The organism is Pantoea septica (assembly GCF_002095575.1).
Taxonomy (GTDB): domain Bacteria; phylum Pseudomonadota; class Gammaproteobacteria; order Enterobacterales; family Enterobacteriaceae; genus Pantoea; species Pantoea septica.
On record NZ_MLJJ01000011.1, the window covers coordinates 105,598 to 122,797 of the forward strand.

The following is a 17,200-nucleotide window of genomic DNA, read 5'->3' on the forward strand; positions in this document are numbered from 1 at the left end:
ATGACGATTTCAGCCGGCGCGGCAACGCCGAACAGTAAGCAGTTGCACAAATTTGGCGGTAGCAGCCTGGCGGATGCGCGCTGTTACCAGCGCGTCGCCAGCATCATGGCGGACTACAGTCTGCCGGGCGATTTGATGGTGGTATCGGCGGCTGGCTCTACGACTAACCAGCTGATTAGCTGGCTAAAGCTCAGCCAGAGCGATCGCCTGGCCGCGCATCAGGTGCAACAGGCTTTACGGCGTTATCACAGCGAGCTGATCGCCGGACTGCTGCCGGCTGAATATGCCGAGCCGCTCATGGCGAATTTTATTCGCGATCTGGAAAAGCTCGCCGCGCTGCTCGACGGCGCCATCAGCGACGCGGTTTACGCCGAAGTGGTCGGCCACGGCGAAGTGTGGTCGGCGCGGCTGATGGCGGCGGTGCTGAGCCAGCGCGAGATCGACGCCTGCTGGCTCGACGCGCGCGACTTCCTGCGGGCGGAGCGCGCCGCGCAGCCGCAGGTCGACGAAGGCAAATCCTGGCCGCTGCTGCAAACGCTGCTGGCGCAGCATCCGCACCAGCGTATCGTGGTGACCGGCTTTATTAGCCGCAACGATGCGGGCGAGACCGTGCTGCTGGGGCGCAACGGCTCCGACTACTCCGCCACGCAGATTGGCGCGCTGGCGGGCGTCGGCCGCGTCACCATCTGGAGCGACGTCGCCGGGGTTTACAGCGCCGATCCGCGCAAAGTTTCCGACGCCTGCCTGCTGCCGCTGCTGCGCCTCGACGAAGCGAGCGAGCTGGCGCGCCTCGCCGCGCCGGTGCTGCATACGCGCACGCTGCAGCCGGTTTCCGGCAGCGATATCGATTTGCAACTGCGCTGCAGCTATCAGCCGGAGCAGGGCTCGACGCGCATTGAGCGCGTGCTGGCGTCCGGCACCGGCGCACGCATCGTCACCAGCCATGACGATGTTTGCCTGATTGAGGTCCAGGTGCCGGATCGGCACGATTTCGCGGCGCTGCATAAAGAGGTCGAGCTCTACCTCAAGCGGGCGCAGCTGCGTCCGCTGGCGACCGGCGTGCACCCGGATCGCCAGCTGCTGCAGCTCTGCTATACCGCCGAAGTCGTCAACAGCGTGTTCCAGCTGCTGCAGGATGCGGGCCTGCCCGCTCATCTGCAGCTGCGCGAAGGGCTGGCGCTGGTGGCGCTGGTCGGCGCGGGCGTCACGCGCAATCCGTTGCACAGCCACCGTTTCTGGCAGGAGATTCAGGACCAGCCGGTCGAGTTCGTCTGGCAGTCGGAAGATCACATCAGCCTGGTGGCGGTGCTGCGCGTCGGGCCGACGCAGTCGCTGGTGCAGGGGCTGCATCAGTCGCTGTTTCGCGCCGAAAAGCGCATCGGCCTGATGCTGTTCGGCAAAGGCAATATTGGCTCGCGCTGGCTGGAACTGTTTGCGCGCGAGCAGGAAGCACTGTCGGCGCGCACCGGCTTTGAATATGTTCTGGCGGGCGTGGCGGACAGTCGACGCAGTCTGCTGAGCTATGAGGGCCTTGACGCCAGCCGCGCGCTTGCCTTCTTCGATGACGAGGCGGAGGAGCGCGACGAAGAGTCGCTGTTCCTTTGGATGCGCGCGCATCCGTTCGACGATCTGGTGGTGCTTGACGTCACCGCCAGCACGCCGCTGGCGCAGCAGTATCTCGATTTCGCCAGCCACGGCTTCCACGTCATCAGCGCGAATAAAGTCGCCGGGGCGTCCGACAGCCAGACCTGGCGGCAGATCCGCGACGCCTTTACCAAAACCGGGCGACACTGGCTCTATAACGCCACGGTCGGCGCCGGTTTGCCGATTAACCACACGGTGCGCGATCTGCGCGACAGCGGCGACACGATTTTAGCCATCAGCGGCATCTTCTCCGGCACGCTCTCCTGGCTGTTCCTGCAGTTCGACGGCACGGTGCCCTTTACCGAGCTGGTGGACCAGGCGTGGCAGCAGGGCCTGACCGAACCAGATCCGCGCGTAGATCTGTCAGGTCAGGACGTGAAGCGCAAGCTGGTGATCCTCGCGCGCGAGGCGGGCTACAACATTGAGCCTGACCAGGTGCGCGTCGAGTCGCTGGTGCCGACCGGCTGCGAGGCGGGCTCGATAGACGATTTCTTCGAGCATGGCGAAGCGCTTAACGAACAGATGCTGCAGCGGCTGGAAGCGGCCCTGGAGATGGGGCTGGTGCTGCGCTACGTGGCGCGTTTCGACGCCAGCGGCAAAGCGCGCGTCGGCGTCGAAGCGGTGCGGCCGGAGCATCCGCTGGCGTCGCTGCTGCCGTGCGATAACGTCTTTGCGATTGAAAGCCGCTGGTATCGCGACAATCCGCTGGTGATCCGCGGACCTGGCGCGGGACGCGACGTCACCGCTGGCGCAATTCAGTCCGATATTCATCGGCTTGCTCAACTGCTGTAATCTTTTGCGCGCCTGCCCCGGTGGCAGGCGCTCAATGCCGCTTTTCATCCGTATGAATTTCCCTCACGCTGTTTGAATATTTGTCACGCCGCTTTATCACTTTTCAGTTGACGACTCCCTGAGATTGGTTCATTTTGTGCATCTGGACGTCTAAACGTATGGATGTTCGCAGGCCGCAAATTAACCCGACGTGTTTGATGAGGTAAGCAGGATGAGTTTCTTTCATGCCAACCAGCGCGAAGCGCTGAATCAGAGCCTGGCGGAGCTGAACGGGCAAATTAATGTCTCATTCGAGTTTTTTCCGCCTCGCACCAGCGAAATGGAAGAGACCCTGTGGCACTCAATCGATCGTCTCAGCAGCCTGAAGCCGAAATTCGTCTCCGTCACCTACGGCGCCAACTCCGGTGAACGCGACCGCACCCACAGCATTATTAAAGGCATTAAAGATCGCACCGGCCTTGAAGCCGCACCGCACCTGACCTGCATCGACGCCTCGCGCGACGAGCTGCGCGCGATTGCGGAAGATTACTGGAACAACGGCATTCGCCATATTGTGGCGCTGCGCGGCGATTTGCCGGCGAACGGCGGCAAACCTGATATGTACGCCTGCGATCTAGTGTCGCTGCTGAAAGAGGTCGGAGATTTTGATATCTCGGTGGCCGCCTACCCGGAAGTGCATCCTGAGGCGAAAAGCGCGCAGGCCGATCTCATCAACCTGAAGCGTAAAATCGATGCGGGCGCCAGCCGCGCGATCACCCAGTTCTTTTTCGATGTCGAGAGCTACCTGCGTTTTCGCGACCGCTGCGTCGCCGCCGGCATCGACGTCGAGATCGTGCCGGGCATTCTGCCGGTGTCGAACTTTAAACAGCTAACGCGCTTCGCCAATATGACCAACGTGCGCGTGCCGGGCTGGATGAACGCGATGTTCGAGGGGCTGGACGATGACCCTGAGACGCGCAAAATGGTCGGCGCCAATATCGCCATGGATATGGTGAAAATTCTGTCGCGCGAAGGGGTGAAGGATTTCCACTTCTATACGCTAAACCGCGCAGAAATGAGCTACGCCATTTGCCATACGCTGGGCGTACGACCGGTACTGGCCGCCTGAACAGCGTGACGGGGCAGCGCCGCTGCCTCCTGTATCGCTAAAACACCACCGCCTGACCATCCTTCCTGCTCTCTGTCGCCGCGATATAGAATCCTTGCGGGTCACGAACGATTGCCTGCGCGCCGCCGAAGTTATAGCCCTGCAGCGGATCCTCCAGCGTCACCTGATGTCCCAACCGACGCAGCGCCGCCAGCGTATTGCGCTCAAGCGAGGATTCGAACACCACGTGACGACCCTGCTCCACGCGCCAGCGCGGCGCGTCGATTGCCGCCTGCGGATTCTGTTTGTGCAGCATAATGCGCAGCGCCAGCTGCAGGTGGCCTTGCGCCTGCATCGGCCCGCCCATGACGCCGAATGACATGAGCGGCGCGCCCTGCGGGTCGAGCGCGAAAGCCGGGATAATCGTATGGAAAGGACGCTTGCCGCCCGCCACGACGTTGGGATGCGCAGGATCGAGCGAGAAGCCCGCGCCGCGGTTTTGCAAACTGATGCCGGTGCCAGGCACCACCACGCCGGAGCCAAAGCCCATAAAGTTCGACTGAATAAAAGAGACCATCATGCCGCTGGCATCGGCGGTGCTGAGATAGACGGTGCCGCTCTGCTGGGGGGCGCCGAAGACGAAGTCGCCCGCGCGTTGAGGATCGATCAGCGCCGCGCGCTGACGCAGATAGCTCTCGCTCAGCAGCCGCTGCGCCGGAAACTCAAGATGATCTTCATCGCTGACGTAACGGGCCAGATCCACCAGCGCCAGCTTCATCGCCTCAATAGAGAGGTGCAGCCAGGGAACGGAGTCGGGCGCATAGCGGCCGATATCGAGCTGCTCGAGAATGCCCAGCGCAATCAGCGTGGCGATCCCCTGGCCGTTGGGCGGCAACTCCTGCACCGATCCGCCGGCAAACGGCTGCGACAGCACGCTGACCCAGTCGGCGCGATGTCTGTCGAGATCGTCCAGCGTCAGCGCGGCGTTGTGCTGGCGGGCGAAGGCGACCATCTTTTGCGCCAGCTCGCCGCGATAAAAACTCTCTCCGTTGCTTTCGGCGATCTTTTGCAGCGTGTCGGCCTGTGCCGGATTGCGAAACAGTTCGCCAGCGCGCGGCGGCCTGCCGTCGGGCGCAAAACATGCGCAAAAGCCGGGCTGATGCTGGAGCTTGTCGAAACCGCGCTGCCAGAGTTCGGCGATCAGCGGTGAGACCGGAAAACCGTTGCGCGCGTAGTCGATGGCAGGCTGCGCCAGCGTGGTCAGCGGCAGCGTGCCGAAGCGCTGCGCCAGCGCCGCCCAGGCTGATACCGCGCCCGGCACGGTGACCGCTTCCCAGCCGATCTCCGGCATGCGGCTGCGGCCGACGAAGCGCTCGGGATGCCAGGCGGCGGGCGCGCGGCCCGACGCGTTCAAACCATGCAGCTGATTGCCGTCCCAGATGATGGCGAAGGCGTCGCTGCCGATGCCGTTGCCGGTCGGCTCCAGCACCGTCAGCGCCATGGCGGTGGCGATCGCCGCGTCCACCGCGTTGCCGCCCTGCAGCAGCATACGCAGACCCGCCTGTGACGCCAGCGGCTGAGAAGTGGCCACCGCGTTGCGGCCCATCACCGGCACGCGATGCGACGCGTAGCTGGCGTGAAAATCGAACTCAGAATGCATTTCCCGTTCCTTAGCAGAGTGCAGCTGCGCCATAACGATGCGCCGAGGTGGTGCAGTGTCTATCCTGTCGCAGGACAGCGAAGAGATGAAATAAGAAAAAATCACGGGCTTTGCATTCTGGCGCGATTTTTGCCTTATTTTTAGACAGAAAGATTTACAGTAGCAGTGTAAACGGTGCGCATTTTTTGCAATTTTTGCGTTTTTTTTAAGCGAAGCGCGGTGGGTTTGCCTTTTGTGATCAATGGCTTGTTTTGCTTATAGCGAAAAGGACAAGTTCAGATAAAAAAATAATCGATATTCACGCAGCAAATCGTCAGGTCTCTATCCATACTTAGAATCCCGGCGAGATGGCGCATTGCTCTGACAAACTTGTCAGGCAGTGGGCATCAGGCTGTGTCCCGTAGGGGTTTCACTAACAATAACCATAAACCCTTGCGGGATACAGCCTGCAAAGATCGGTGTGTGAACCATTTGGTTTTTACCTCTACTTTCACGTGATTCATAGTGAGTTTTAAGGAGTTCTCTATGGAAGTAAAAGATCCTGTTTTTGAATTGCTCAGCAGCCTTGAGCAGATTGTGCTGACACGTGATGCAACACCTGCCACAACCGAAATTCAGCTTCAGCCCGCCATGCCAGAGCCGCAGCGCCTGCGTGAGTTAACCGGAATGAAAGTAGATGAATTTGCCAAAGTGATGGGCGTCAGCGTCTCCTCGGTAAAAAGCTGGGAAGCGCGCCGTACACGTCCTTCCGCGACGGCGCAGAAACTGATGAAATTGCTGCATGCCAATCCCTATCTCGGACGGCAGTTACTGGATTAAAAACAAGAAAAAAGATAACCCGCCAGCGGCGGGTTTTTTTTTAGCTCAGCCCGCTATATTTCGCCGCCTGTTTAACGAACCAGCTTTCCGGCACGCTGTAGGGCGGTTGGCCGAGCTGCGCGATCCCCTGCTCGATAATGGCGCTGGCCTGTTGCCATAGCTGGACGTCGCCCTGCTTCAGCAGTTGAATCTGAACGCGCTTCTCCACCAGATAGATGCGAGCGAAGTGGGGATCGAAACGCACGATGGCGCGCGTATTATCGATAATATCGGCCAGCTTAACGGTTTGCGCCTCGGGGGAGGCCTCGGCAGTATGGCGAAAGTGCGCCAGCTTGCGCGCGGCGCGGTTTTTCGCCTGCGGCTGGGCGCTGTCGGTCAGCATTCCTACCAGCTGCGCCACGCGCGAACCGAAGTGCGATTCAATGTCCGCCAGCGTGGTGTCGGTATCCTCTACGGTATCGTGCAGCCAGGCGGCCGCCAGCAGGGCGTCGTCGGCGCTGACGCTGCGCACCAGCTCCACAACGGCGGCGGGATGAACGATGTAAGGCTCGTCGGTATATTTGCGCCGTTGACCGGCTTCAGCATGAGCGCGTGTCGCATAGCGTCGCGCCTGCTCTTCCAGAGATTCCAGCATGCGAAAGCCCTCTTGATAAAAAGTTGCTTGCAATTATCTAGCGCGCTATTTATATTTACTGCCATGAACAGTAACCAAAATGACAAAAAAGCGAAGCCAGCGCCACTGTTGGTCAATCAACAGCTCTGCTTCGCGCTCTATTCCGCCAACCTGGCGATGAATAAAGTCTATCGGCAACTGCTGTCGCAGCTCGATCTCACCTATCCGCAATATCTGGTGATGCTGGTGCTGTGGGCGCAGGACGATCTCACCGTCTCAGAGATCGGGGAGCAGCTGTTTCTCGACTCCGCCACGCTGACGCCGCTGCTGAAGCGGCTGGAGAGCGCCGGGCTGATTAACCGCCAGCGTTCGCGTCAGGATGAGCGTCAGGTGGTGGTGACGCTGACGGAGCAGGGCCGCGAGCTGCAAAGCCAGGCGAGCGCCATTCCGGAGTCGGTGCAGTGCGCCACGGCCTGCGATGAAGAGACGCTGCTGGGGCTGAAGAACGAGCTTGATTTACTGCGCGACAATCTTAACCGGTCGCGCTGAAGATATAGCGGGCGCCCGCGCCCGCTGAAACACCTGCTACACTTATATTAATCGCGTACGATTAAATCGTTTATACAGAGAGGAAGTTATGTCTTTAGAGAAAGTTGTTTATACCGCAAAAGCCAAAGCAACCGGCGGCCGTGATGGTCGTGCAACCTCTTCTGACGGCGTGCTGGACGTGAAGCTGGGCGTGCCGAAAGAGATGGGCGGCGCCGGCGGCGAAGTCACCAACCCTGAGCAGTTGTTCGCTGCCGGCTATTCCGCCTGTTTCCTCGGCGCGATGAAGTTTGTAGCGGGCCGCGATAAAATCGCGATGCCGAAAGACGCATGGATTGAAGGCGAAGTCGGCATCGGCCCGATTCCGAACGGCTTCGGCATCGAAGCCAAACTGAATATTCACCTGCCGGAGATGGACGAGGCGGAAGCGCAGAAGCTGGTTGACGCCGCGCATATCGTTTGTCCGTACTCTAACGCCACGCGCAATAACATCGACGTGACGCTGAACATCATTCGCTAATTTTTACGGGCCCGGCAGCGGGCCCGCTTTCATTTTCCCCGCTTTTCTGGCGCCTGTTCGCCGCCGTCTTTTCTGGTCAGCCTGGTTATTTTATGTTCTACTGTGCAGCCTCGTGAAAGAGCCGTCCGATCCCGTTCAGATTCTTCCTGTTCGCCTGACAATCGTCATGTCTCTGCGCTAATCAAGCGAACTCTTCCGCGTTGCGATAGTCACAATAGCGTTCAACATCGTGCTTAAGTCCCGGGAAAACCCTTTAAGATGAATTATATTAAGACCATAACTCAGCAAAAGCTGTCGCTGCTGCTGGCGTTATACATCGGCATCCTGCTGAATTTGCCGATTTTTTACCGTCGTTTTGACGGCTTTCTTACCAAATCCACCCCCACCAACTGGCTAACGGCTTTCACGGAAGTGATGGCTATCGTCGTGCTGACTTTTTTCCTGATGCGTCTGCTGTCGCTGGGCGGCAAGCGGCTCTATCGCGTCCTCGCGACGCTGCTGGTACTGATTTCCGTCGCCGCGGCCTACTATATGGCCTTTTTTAACGTGGTCATCGGCTACGGCATCGTCGCCTCGGTAATGACCACCGACGTCGACCTGTCGAAAGAGGTGGTCGGCCTGCATTTCGTGCTGTGGATGGTCGGCGTCAGCGCGCTGCCGCTGCTGATGATTTGGCGTAACAACCTCAGCCAGACGCTGATGGAGCAGCTGCGCACGCCGGGACAGCGCCTGAAGCCTGCGCTGTTGTTGCTGTTGTGCGTGGCGCTGGTGTGGCTGCCGATCCGCTATTTCGATAAGCTGCAAAAGGCCAATGAAGAGGTCACCAATATCGATCTGCCGAGCTACGGCGGCGTGGTGGCGCACTCTTATCTGCCGTCAAACTGGCTGGCAGCGGTAGGGCTGTTTGCCTGGACGCGCATTGATGAGACGCTGGACAGTCAGGAACTGCTCGACCCGGCGAAGAAGTTTACCTATGTCGCGCCGCCGGGCATCGACGATACCTATGTGGTGTTCGTGATCGGCGAAACCACGCGCTGGGATCATATGGGCATGCTGGGCTACGATCGTGATACCACGCCGAAGCTTTCCAAAGAGAAGAACCTGGTGGCGTTCCGCGGCGAGTCGTGCGACACCGCCACCAAGCTGTCGCTGCGCTGTATGTTCGTGCGAGAAGGCGGTACCGAGGACAGTCCGGGACGCACGCTGAAAGAGAAGAATATTTTTGCCGTGATGAAGGAGCTGGGCTTTTCGTCCGAGCTGTTCGCCATGCAGAGCGAGGTCTGGTTTTACGATAATGCGGAGGTCAATAATTTCGCCTTCCGCGAGCAGATTGGCTCGGAGCCGCGCAACGCAGGCAAGTCGGTGGACGATATGCTGCTGGTGCCGGAGCTGAAGGCGTCACTGGATCGCTATCCGCACGGCAAGCATCTGGTGGTGCTGCATACCAAAGGTTCGCACTATCTCTATTCGCAGCGCTATCCGCGCAGTTTCGCGCGCTATCAGCCGGAGTGTATGGGTGTCGATGAGACCTGCAGCAAGGCGCAGCTGATTAACGCCTACGATAACTCGATTCTTTACGTGGATAGCATGCTCGACAGCGTGTTCGATCAGCTGCGCGATAAGAAAGCGATTGTGTTTTATGCCGCCGACCACGGTGAGTCGATCAGCGAGAATATGCACCTGCACGGTACGCCGCGCGAGCTGGCGCCGCCGGAGCAGTTCCGCGTGCCGATGATGGTGTGGGCGTCGGATAAGTACCTGGCCGATGCCAATAACCGCGCTAATTTCGAGCGTCTGCAGGCGCAGCAGCGCGTCGGGAAGACGCATCGCCACGTTGAGCTGTTCGATACGATTCTGGGTTGTCTGGGCTACCGTTCGCCGAACGGCGGTATTAAAGCGGCGAATAACTGGTGCCAGGCGCCCGTTTCGTCGCACAGCGAGGCGCGGGATGTCACTGAGAAGCACCAGAATTTTGGCGGACAGGCTGCTTTCCAGGCGAACGCGGCTAAACCGCTAAAAAGCGGTTGACGCTGACAATCGGGCGCAGTAACATGCGCCCCCATCGGTGAGTGGCGCAGCCTGGTAGCGCACTTCGTTCGGGACGAAGGGGTCGGAGGTTCGAATCCTCTCTCACCGACCAGATTTAAGAAACCTGCTTGAAAAAGCAGGTTTTTTTTCGCCCGTAGCAAAGAGGATGAGAACCTCCGAAGGAGGTTTGCGCCGAGCGTAGCGAGACAACGTTGCGCAGCAACGGCCCGAAGGGCGCTTATCGAAGACAAGCGTCATCCTCTCTCACCGACCAGATTTAAGAAACCTGCTTGAAAAAGCAGCTTTTTTTTCGTCTGTTGAAAAGGGTACTGTTGTTTAAAAACGACGCTGTAGGGCAGGTGTTTACGCGGATGGCATGGACGGATCGCAAAGTCGCTGTCCGCATCCCTGCGCGCTCGGCCCGCGACATCCTTGTCGCAGGACGCTTTGCTCTTCCGTCCATGCCATCCGCGTTTAAGCGCTGGCGCGGCCTGTTTGAAAATATGTTTAATGCAGCCTGTTTGCACCTGTTTTAATGTCACTCTTTTAATGGCTGAATATGTAATCTGATAAAACACGGGCGCGGCCATATTCGTTATTCGCATAAGTTTTATGAGGCGTAAACAGCGCGTGTCGAAAAATGTCGCCGCCTGTTTTTCAGAAGAATATCGGCACCATTAGTTTTGGATTTTTTCCGGCGGGTTTATGACAAACCCGATGAAATCCCTCTTTGCCGCCGCTCAGGCCTGGTTAATCTGATTATTGTCCCTTTTTACGCGCTAACGCGCGCCGCGTCTGGCTCAGACGCTTATTTCGCATCGCGTTTTTCTTATGACCTTTTTTATTGTCATGCGGATTGCTTATGCCTGAATTCCAGCATTTTCCACTGCCTGGACGCGATAACGCACGCTAAATCGTTCAGTTATTCAACATTTATCGCGTAAGCGCCGATGTTTTTTAGCGGTGAGAATCACTGTCAATTATCGTCATGCTTAGTGAGATATATGGTCTGGCGGTGAAAAGCGCTGTGCAATATCTGGCGATTAAGCGAGAAGGCTTTTTTTTACCGTTGCTTGCTATTCCTCACACTCTGTGTAAATAACTTGCGGCTGTATTGACGTTCATTGCAACTGTTGACAAATTGATGCGTCAATAAAGTTGCAGAAGCGGCGTGATCCGGCAGTTTCCACGGCGTCGGGAAAACACAACAAGAACGCTCCGCACTTTCGACCACGTCAGTGGTCCGCCTGAACCGCATAAAAAAAACAGAGGTCGGGCAATACACACAACATCACATCACAATGGAGCAAAAGCATGATCAACTCCCTGGCCAAATCCAGGATGCTGAAGGTCGGTCTGAGCCTGATTGCTATGACCGTCGCCGCAGGTGTTCAGGCAAAAACCCTCGTTTACTGTTCAGAAGGCTCGCCGGAAGGCTTTAACCCGCAGCTGTTCACCTCTGGCACCACCTATGACGCCAGCTCCGTGCCGATCTATAACCGTCTGGTGGAGTTCAAAACAGGCACCACCGAGCTGCAGCCTGGCCTGGCGGAGAAGTGGGACGTCAGCGATGACGGCAAAACCTACACTTTCCACCTGCGTAAAGGCGTGAAGTGGCAGACCACCAAAGAGTTTAAGCCGACGCGCGACTTCAACGCCGACGACGTCGTGTTCTCGTTCGAGCGCCAGCTGGACAAAAACAATAGCTTCCACAACGTCTCCGGCGGCAGCTACGAATATTTCGAAGGCATGGATATGCCGAAGCTGATCGGCAAAATCGAGAAAGTCGACGACTACACCGTGCGCTTTACCCTGACGCGTCCAGAAGCGCCGTTCCTTGCCGACCTCGGCATGGATTTCGCGTCGATTCTGTCGAAAGAGTATGCGGACAAGATGCAGAAAGCCGGTACGCCGGAGAAGCTGGACCTGAACCCGGTCGGCACCGGGCCGTTCGTGCTGCAGCAGTACCAGAAAGACTCGCGCATTCTCTATAAGGCCAACCCGGACTTCTGGGGCACCAAGCCAAAAATCGATCGTCTGGTTTTCTCTATCACGCCGGATGCTTCCGTGCGTTACGCCAAGCTGCAGAAGGGCGAATGCCAGGTGATGCCGTATCCGAACCCGGCCGACATCGCCAGCATGAAGAAAGACAGCAAGATCAACCTGATGGAGCAGCCGGGCCTGAACGTTGGCTACCTCTCGTTCAACACCGAGAAGAAGCCGATGGATAACGTCAAGGTGCGCCAGGCGCTGACCATGGCGGTGAATAAGCAAGCGATTATCGACGCCGTTTATCAGGGCGCAGGCCAGGCCGCGAAAAACCTGATCCCGCCGACCATGTGGGGCTACAACGACGCGATTCAGGATTACGCCTACGATCCAGAAAAAGCCAAAGCGCTGCTGAAAGAAGCGGGTCTGCCGGACGGCTTCTCTATCGACCTGTGGGCAATGCCGGTTCAGCGTCCTTACAACCCGAACGCGCGCCGTATGGCGGAAATGGTTCAGGCTGACTGGGCGAAAATCGGCGTGAAAGCCAAAATCGTGACCTACGAGTGGGGTGAATACCTGAAGCGCGCGAAAGCGGGCGAACACCAGTCGGTGATGATGGGCTGGACCGGCGACAACGGGGATCCAGACAACTTCTTCGCTACGCTGTTTAGCTGCGCGGCGGCAAAAGATGGCTCCAACTATTCGCGCTGGTGCTACAAGCCGTTTGAAGATCTGATCCAGCCGGCGCGCGCGGAGTCAGACCACAATAAACGTATCGAGCTTTATAAGCAGGCGCAGGTGGTGATGCATGACCAGGCGCCGGCGCTGATTATCGCGCACTCTACGGTGTTTGAGCCGGTGAGCAAAAAAGTCTCTGGCTACGTGGTCGACCCGTTAGGTAAACACCACTTCGAAAACGTCGATATCCAGGAATAACTCCTGGGGTTCGGGCCGACCTGTTCGGCCCCTGAGCGGGCGCTTGCCCGCTCGGTCGACGCGCATTTTCGGCTAACTTCTTCGAATAAAACCCAACATCTTCGCGCTGCAGGAAAGCGGCGAGCCGACCAGTCTCCGACATTTGCCGCGGTAAACGTCGGGCCGGGGCCCTCGCGCCTGCGCAGCGAAAGATGACGGTTAACGCACTTTGCGTCGCGCCCGCGGTTTTTTTTCGGGAGCGAGTTGTGAGCAATAGATCCCGCGGCTTACCGCGGCGGGAAAAGACTGAGAATCCGGCTTATGCTGCAGTTCATACTCCGACGTCTGGGACTTGTCATCCCGACATTTATCGGCATTACCCTGTTGACCTTCGCATTCGTGCATATGATCCCCGGCGATCCGGTGCTGATCATGGCGGGCGAACGCGGGATCTCCCCGGAACGTCACGCCCAGCTGATGGCGGCCTTCGGCCTCGACCAGCCGCTGTGGAAACAGTACGTTCACTACATTTACGGCGTGCTGCATGGCGATCTGGGCATTTCGCTCAAGAGCCGCATCCCGGTATGGGATGAGTTCGTACCGCGCTTTAAAGCCACGCTGGAACTCGGCATCTGCGCCATGATCTTCGCCGTCGCCGTGGGCATCCCGGTAGGCGTTCTTGCGGCGGTGAAGCGCGGCTCCATCTTCGACCATACCGCAGTCGGCATCTCCCTGACCGGCTACTCCATGCCGATTTTCTGGTGGGGCATCATGCTGATCATGCTGGTGTCGGTGCAGCTTAACCTGACGCCGATTTCCGGGCGCGTCAGCGATACGGTGTTCCTGGACGACAGCAACCCGCTCACCGGCTTTATGCTGATCGACACCTTCTTCTGGGGCGAGGCGGGCGACTTCAAGGATGCGGTGATGCATATGATCCTGCCCGCTATCGTGCTCGGTACCATCCCGCTGGCGGTGATTGTGCGCATGACGCGTTCGGCGATGCTGGAGGTGCTGGGCGAAGATTATATCCGCACCGCGCGCGCGAAAGGCCTGACGCGCATGCGCGTTATCGTCGTTCATGCGCTGCGCAACGCCATGCTGCCGGTGGTCACGGTGATCGGCTTGCAGGTCGGCACGCTGCTGGCGGGCGCCATCCTGACGGAAACCATCTTCTCCTGGCCCGGCCTCGGCCGCTGGCTGATCGAAGCGCTGCAACGCCGCGACTATCCGGTAGTACAGGGCGGCGTGCTGCTGACTGCGGTGCTGATTATCCTGGTCAACCTGCTGGTTGATCTGCTGTACGGCGTGGTCAATCCGCGCATACGACATAAGAAATAAGGGGGCGTCATGTCTGTTGTTGATCCCGCAAGCGTACCCGCTGCACCCAAGCCGATGACCCCCATCCAGGAGTTCTGGCACTATTTTAAACGCAATAAAGGCGCGGTTATCGGCCTGGTCTATGTGGTGCTGATGCTGCTGATCGCCATCTTCGCCGGCGCGCTGGCGCCGCATGCGCCCGCAGAGCAGTTCCGCGATGCGCTGCTGCATCCGCCGGTCTGGCAGGAAGGCGGCAGCTGGAGCTATATCCTCGGCACCGACGATGTGGGCCGCGACGTGCTGTCGCGTCTGATGTATGGCGCGCGCCTGTCGCTGCTGGTGGGCTGCATGGTGGTGGTGCTGTCGCTGATCCTCGGCGTCATATTTGGCCTGCTGGCGGGCTACCTCGGCGGCGTAGTAGACGCCATCATCATGCGCATCGTGGATATTATGCTGGCGCTGCCGAGCCTGCTGCTGGCGCTGGTGCTGGTGGCGATCTTCGGTCCGTCGATCGTCAACGCCTCTGTCGCGCTGACCTTTGTCGCGCTGCCGCACTATATCCGTCTTACCCGCGCTGCGGTGCTGGTTGAGGTTAACCGCGACTACGTCACCGCTTCCGGCGTGGCGGGTGCGGGCATGCTGCGTCAGATGTTCGTCAATATTCTGCCTAACTGTCTGGCGCCGCTGATCGTGCAGGCGTCGCTGGGCTTCTCCAACGCCATTCTCGATATGGCGGCGTTGGGCTTTCTCGGTATGGGTGCGCAGCCGCCGACGCCGGAGTGGGGCACCATGCTCTCCGACGTCTTGCAGTATGCGCAAAGCGCCTGGTGGGTGGTGACCTTTCCCGGTCTGACCATTCTGCTCACCGTGCTGGCCTTTAACCTGATGGGCGACGGCTTACGCGACGCCCTCGACCCGAAACTCAAGCAGTAAGAGGCACCGAGATGGCGTTATTAAATGTAGATAAATTATCGGTGCATTTCGGCGACGATAAGACACCGTTCCGCGCGGTCGACCGCATCAGCTATCAGGTTGAACAGGGGCAGGTAGTGGGGATCGTCGGCGAGTCCGGCTCAGGCAAATCGGTCAGTTCGCTGGCGATTATGGGCCTGATCGACTTTCCCGGCAAAGTGATGGCCGAGAAGCTGGAGTTCAACCAGCGCGACCTGAAACGCATCTCCGAGAAAGAGCGCCGCCAGCTGGTAGGCGCGGAAGTGGCGATGATTTTCCAGGATCCGATGACCAGCCTGAACCCCTGCTACACCGTCGGCTACCAGATCATGGAAGCGATTAAGGTGCATCAGGGCGGCAACCGCCGCACCCGCCGTCAGCGCGCGATCGATCTGTTGACGCAGGTCGGCATTCCCGACCCGGCGTCACGACTGGATGTCTATCCGCACCAGCTGTCGGGCGGCATGAGCCAGCGCGTGATGATCGCCATGGCGATCGCCTGTCGGCCAAAGCTGCTGATCGCCGACGAGCCGACCACGGCGCTGGACGTAACCATTCAGGCACAGATTATCGAGCTGCTGCTGGAGCTACAGCAGCAGGAGAATATGGCGCTGATCCTGATTACGCACGATCTGGCGCTGGTGGCGGAAGCCGCGCACCACATCATCGTGATGTATGCGGGTCAGGTGGTCGAGAGCGGCAAGGCGAGCGATATCTTTAAGGCGCCGCGCCATCCCTATACGCAGGCTCTGCTGCGCGCGCTGCCGGAGTTCGCCGCCGATAAGGCGCGTCTGGCGTCGCTGCCGGGCGTGGTGCCGGGCAAATATGACCGTCCGATGGGCTGCTTGCTGAATCCGCGCTGCCCCTACGCCACCGATCGCTGCCGTAAAGAAGAACCTGCCTTACGCGACATTCCGGGGCGTCAGTCCAAATGTCACTATCCGCTGGATGATGCCGGGAGACCGACCTATGAGTCTTGATAATACCAGGCAGGATTACCTGCTGCAGGCGATTGACCTGAAAAAACACTATCCGGTGAAGAAAGGCCTCTTCGGCCAGGAGCGCCTGGTGAAAGCGCTGGACGGCGTCTCCTTTAATCTGGAGCGCGGCAAAACGCTGGCGGTGGTCGGCGAGTCCGGCTGCGGCAAATCGACGCTCGGCCGCCTGCTGACCATGATTGAAACGCCGACCGAAGGCCAGCTTTTCTGGCACGGTCAGGATCTGCTGAAGCACGATCCGCAGGCGCAGAAGCTGCGCCGTCAGAAAATCCAGATTGTGTTCCAGAATCCCTACGGTTCGCTTAATCCGCGCAAGAAAGTCAGCCAGATCCTTGAGGAGCCGCTGCTGATTAACACTGCGCTGAGCAAGGCGGAGCGTAAAGAGAAGACGCTGGAGATGATGGCGAAGGTCGGCCTGAAAACCGAGCATTACGATCGCTATCCGCATATGTTCTCCGGCGGCCAGCGTCAGCGTATCGCTATCGCGCGCGGGCTGATGCTCGAACCCGACGTGTTGATCGCCGACGAACCGGTTTCGGCGCTCGACGTCTCCGTGCGCGCGCAGGTGCTTAACCTGATGATGGATTTGCAGCAGGAGATGGGGCTCTCTTACGTCTTTATCTCGCACGATCTCTCGGTGGTGGAGCACATTGCGGACGAGGTCATGGTGATGTATCTGGGCCGCTGCGTGGAGAAGGGCAGCAAAGAGGCGATCTTCAGCAATCCGCGACACCCCTATACTCAGGCGCTGCTATCGGCCACGCCGCGTCTCAATCCAGATGACCGGCGCGAACGCATCAAGCTGACCGGCGAGCTGCCCAGCCCGCTCAATCCGCCGCCTGGCTGCGCGTTTAACGCGCGCTGCCGTCGCCGCTTCGGCACCTGCGTGCAGCTACAGCCGAAGCTGAAGCGCTACGGCGAGCAGCAGATCGCCTGCTTTGCCGTCGACCAGGATGAAAACCAGCCGGTCGGCGCGGCGGAAGGGATCGTTTAAACAGAGAGGCTCCGTAAGGAGCCTTTTTTATTGTCCACTCTTCATGCCATCTGATACATCTTCAGCCGCCGTAAAAAAATTCGCGTAAAAGATTATCGTCGCTGACGTGAGCGGATGTCGCGACGCTTTATCTAAAGCGCAAAAAGCCTGTAAGGTTTGCATTAAGAAAAAACGCAGTAACGCCTTGATACGCTATTGGCAGCGCCATCAAAGGGTAAGGCGTAAATTTTATTATTGAACCCACAATAACGGCTTATCTATTTCAGTTAAGGCTAACTAATTAATTTATTGGCAAAACCGACAAGAAAGGCTTGTGCAGGTTTT

The 17,200-nt window shown here is 58.7% G+C and carries 13 protein-coding genes, 1 tRNA gene, 1 other RNA gene and 1 pseudogene; 14 read left to right on the forward strand and 2 right to left on the reverse strand.

The features are described from left to right. The gene (locus HA46_RS08310; protein WP_084883617.1) at nucleotides 1-2,436 is read left to right on the forward strand and encodes a bifunctional aspartate kinase/homoserine dehydrogenase II; all 2,436 of its coding nucleotides are present in this window, start codon (nucleotides 1-3) and stop codon (nucleotides 2,434-2,436) included. A 211-nt stretch (nucleotides 2,437-2,647) separates the two neighbouring features. Then, nucleotides 2,648-3,544 carry a methylenetetrahydrofolate reductase gene (gene metF, locus HA46_RS08315; RefSeq protein ID WP_084883619.1) on the forward strand — a complete coding sequence of 299 codons (897 nt, stop codon included), beginning with the start codon at nucleotides 2,648-2,650 and terminating at the stop codon, nucleotides 3,542-3,544. A 37-nt stretch (nucleotides 3,545-3,581) separates the two neighbouring features. Here the strand turns inward: metF and HA46_RS08320 are convergent, their stop codons facing one another. Next, nucleotides 3,582-5,183: a gamma-glutamyltransferase family protein gene (locus HA46_RS08320; protein ID WP_084883621.1), complete on the reverse strand. Its 1,602-nt coding sequence runs from the start codon at nucleotides 5,181-5,183 to the stop codon at nucleotides 3,582-3,584. Between the two features lie 525 nt (nucleotides 5,184-5,708). Between HA46_RS08320 and HA46_RS08325 the strand changes: the two genes are divergently transcribed. Then, nucleotides 5,709-6,002, forward strand: coding sequence for an HTH-type transcriptional regulator (locus HA46_RS08325; RefSeq protein WP_033754453.1), 294 nt, complete (start codon nucleotides 5,709-5,711; stop codon nucleotides 6,000-6,002). 40 nt (nucleotides 6,003-6,042) lie between these two features. On the opposite strand, the gene HA46_RS08330 is transcribed toward HA46_RS08325, so the two are convergent. After that, nucleotides 6,043-6,636 carry an HD domain-containing protein gene (locus HA46_RS08330; RefSeq protein WP_084883624.1) on the reverse strand — a complete coding sequence of 198 codons (594 nt, stop codon included), beginning with the start codon at nucleotides 6,634-6,636 and terminating at the stop codon, nucleotides 6,043-6,045. Nucleotides 6,637-6,699: 63 nt separating this feature from the next. On the opposite strand from HA46_RS08330, the gene HA46_RS08335 reads away from it, so the two are divergent. From HA46_RS08335 to dppF, 11 genes and pseudogenes are all read left to right on the forward strand, one after another. Then, nucleotides 6,700-7,164, forward strand: a complete 465-nt coding sequence (locus HA46_RS08335) for a MarR family winged helix-turn-helix transcriptional regulator (protein WP_084883626.1) — start codon at nucleotides 6,700-6,702, stop codon at nucleotides 7,162-7,164. Nucleotides 7,165-7,252: 88 nt separating this feature from the next. Next, nucleotides 7,253-7,681 carry an organic hydroperoxide resistance protein gene (locus tag HA46_RS08340; RefSeq protein WP_033754461.1) on the forward strand — a complete coding sequence of 143 codons (429 nt, stop codon included), beginning with the start codon at nucleotides 7,253-7,255 and terminating at the stop codon, nucleotides 7,679-7,681. Nucleotides 7,682-7,939: 258 nt separating this feature from the next. Next, nucleotides 7,940-9,625 (forward strand): annotated as a pseudogene (eptB, locus tag HA46_RS08345) (kdo(2)-lipid A phosphoethanolamine 7''-transferase); the annotation flags it as partial. 119 nt (nucleotides 9,626-9,744) lie between these two features. Further along, a tRNA-Pro gene (locus HA46_RS08350) sits at nucleotides 9,745-9,821 on the forward strand. Between the two features lie 33 nt (nucleotides 9,822-9,854). Further along, a non-coding RNA gene (locus HA46_RS08355) (RtT sRNA) lies at nucleotides 9,855-9,983 on the forward strand. Nucleotides 9,984-9,999: 16 nt separating this feature from the next. Beyond that, nucleotides 10,000-10,245, forward strand: a complete 246-nt coding sequence (locus tag HA46_RS08360; protein ID WP_084883630.1) for a hypothetical protein — start codon at nucleotides 10,000-10,002, stop codon at nucleotides 10,243-10,245. Nucleotides 10,246-11,023: 778 nt separating this feature from the next. Then, complete coding sequence (gene dppA, locus HA46_RS08365; protein ID WP_033792817.1) at nucleotides 11,024-12,634, forward strand: dipeptide ABC transporter periplasmic-binding protein DppA; 1,611 nt, start codon at nucleotides 11,024-11,026, stop codon at nucleotides 12,632-12,634. Nucleotides 12,635-12,934: 300 nt separating this feature from the next. Next, complete coding sequence (gene dppB, locus HA46_RS08370) at nucleotides 12,935-13,954, forward strand: dipeptide ABC transporter permease DppB (RefSeq protein WP_084883632.1); 1,020 nt, start codon at nucleotides 12,935-12,937, stop codon at nucleotides 13,952-13,954. A gap of 9 nt (nucleotides 13,955-13,963) precedes the next feature. Then, nucleotides 13,964-14,866, forward strand: a complete 903-nt coding sequence (gene dppC, locus HA46_RS08375) for a dipeptide ABC transporter permease DppC (protein WP_033792816.1) — start codon at nucleotides 13,964-13,966, stop codon at nucleotides 14,864-14,866. A gap of 11 nt (nucleotides 14,867-14,877) precedes the next feature. Then, nucleotides 14,878-15,864, forward strand: coding sequence for a dipeptide ABC transporter ATP-binding protein (dppD, locus tag HA46_RS08380; RefSeq protein WP_033792815.1), 987 nt, complete (start codon nucleotides 14,878-14,880; stop codon nucleotides 15,862-15,864). Next, nucleotides 15,854-16,876 carry a dipeptide ABC transporter ATP-binding subunit DppF gene (dppF, locus tag HA46_RS08385; RefSeq protein WP_033792814.1) on the forward strand — a complete coding sequence of 341 codons (1,023 nt, stop codon included), beginning with the start codon at nucleotides 15,854-15,856 and terminating at the stop codon, nucleotides 16,874-16,876. The genes dppD and dppF overlap by 11 nt, the downstream gene beginning before the upstream one ends. The last annotated feature ends 324 nt before the right edge of the window (nucleotides 16,877-17,200 follow it).

What these genes read in the sequence shown, in the direction of transcription:
- HA46_RS08310 (WP_084883617.1), top strand. Translation starts at nt 1, where the DNA reads ATGACGATTTCAGCCGGCGCGGCAACGCCGAACAGTAAGCAGTTGCAC.
- metF (WP_084883619.1), top strand. Translation starts at nt 2,648, where the DNA reads ATGAGTTTCTTTCATGCCAACCAGCGCGAAGCGCTGAATCAGAGCCTG.
- HA46_RS08320 (WP_084883621.1), bottom strand. Translation starts at nt 5,183, where the DNA reads ATGCATTCTGAGTTCGATTTTCACGCCAGCTACGCGTCGCATCGCGTG.
- HA46_RS08325 (WP_033754453.1), top strand. Translation starts at nt 5,709, where the DNA reads ATGGAAGTAAAAGATCCTGTTTTTGAATTGCTCAGCAGCCTTGAGCAG.
- HA46_RS08330 (WP_084883624.1), bottom strand. Translation starts at nt 6,636, where the DNA reads ATGCTGGAATCTCTGGAAGAGCAGGCGCGACGCTATGCGACACGCGCT.
- HA46_RS08335 (WP_084883626.1), top strand. Translation starts at nt 6,700, where the DNA reads ATGAACAGTAACCAAAATGACAAAAAAGCGAAGCCAGCGCCACTGTTG.
- HA46_RS08340 (WP_033754461.1), top strand. Translation starts at nt 7,253, where the DNA reads ATGTCTTTAGAGAAAGTTGTTTATACCGCAAAAGCCAAAGCAACCGGC.
- dppA (WP_033792817.1), top strand. Translation starts at nt 11,024, where the DNA reads ATGATCAACTCCCTGGCCAAATCCAGGATGCTGAAGGTCGGTCTGAGC.
- dppB (WP_084883632.1), top strand. Translation starts at nt 12,935, where the DNA reads ATGCTGCAGTTCATACTCCGACGTCTGGGACTTGTCATCCCGACATTT.
- dppC (WP_033792816.1), top strand. Translation starts at nt 13,964, where the DNA reads ATGTCTGTTGTTGATCCCGCAAGCGTACCCGCTGCACCCAAGCCGATG.
- dppD (WP_033792815.1), top strand. Translation starts at nt 14,878, where the DNA reads ATGGCGTTATTAAATGTAGATAAATTATCGGTGCATTTCGGCGACGAT.
- dppF (WP_033792814.1), top strand. Translation starts at nt 15,854, where the DNA reads ATGAGTCTTGATAATACCAGGCAGGATTACCTGCTGCAGGCGATTGAC.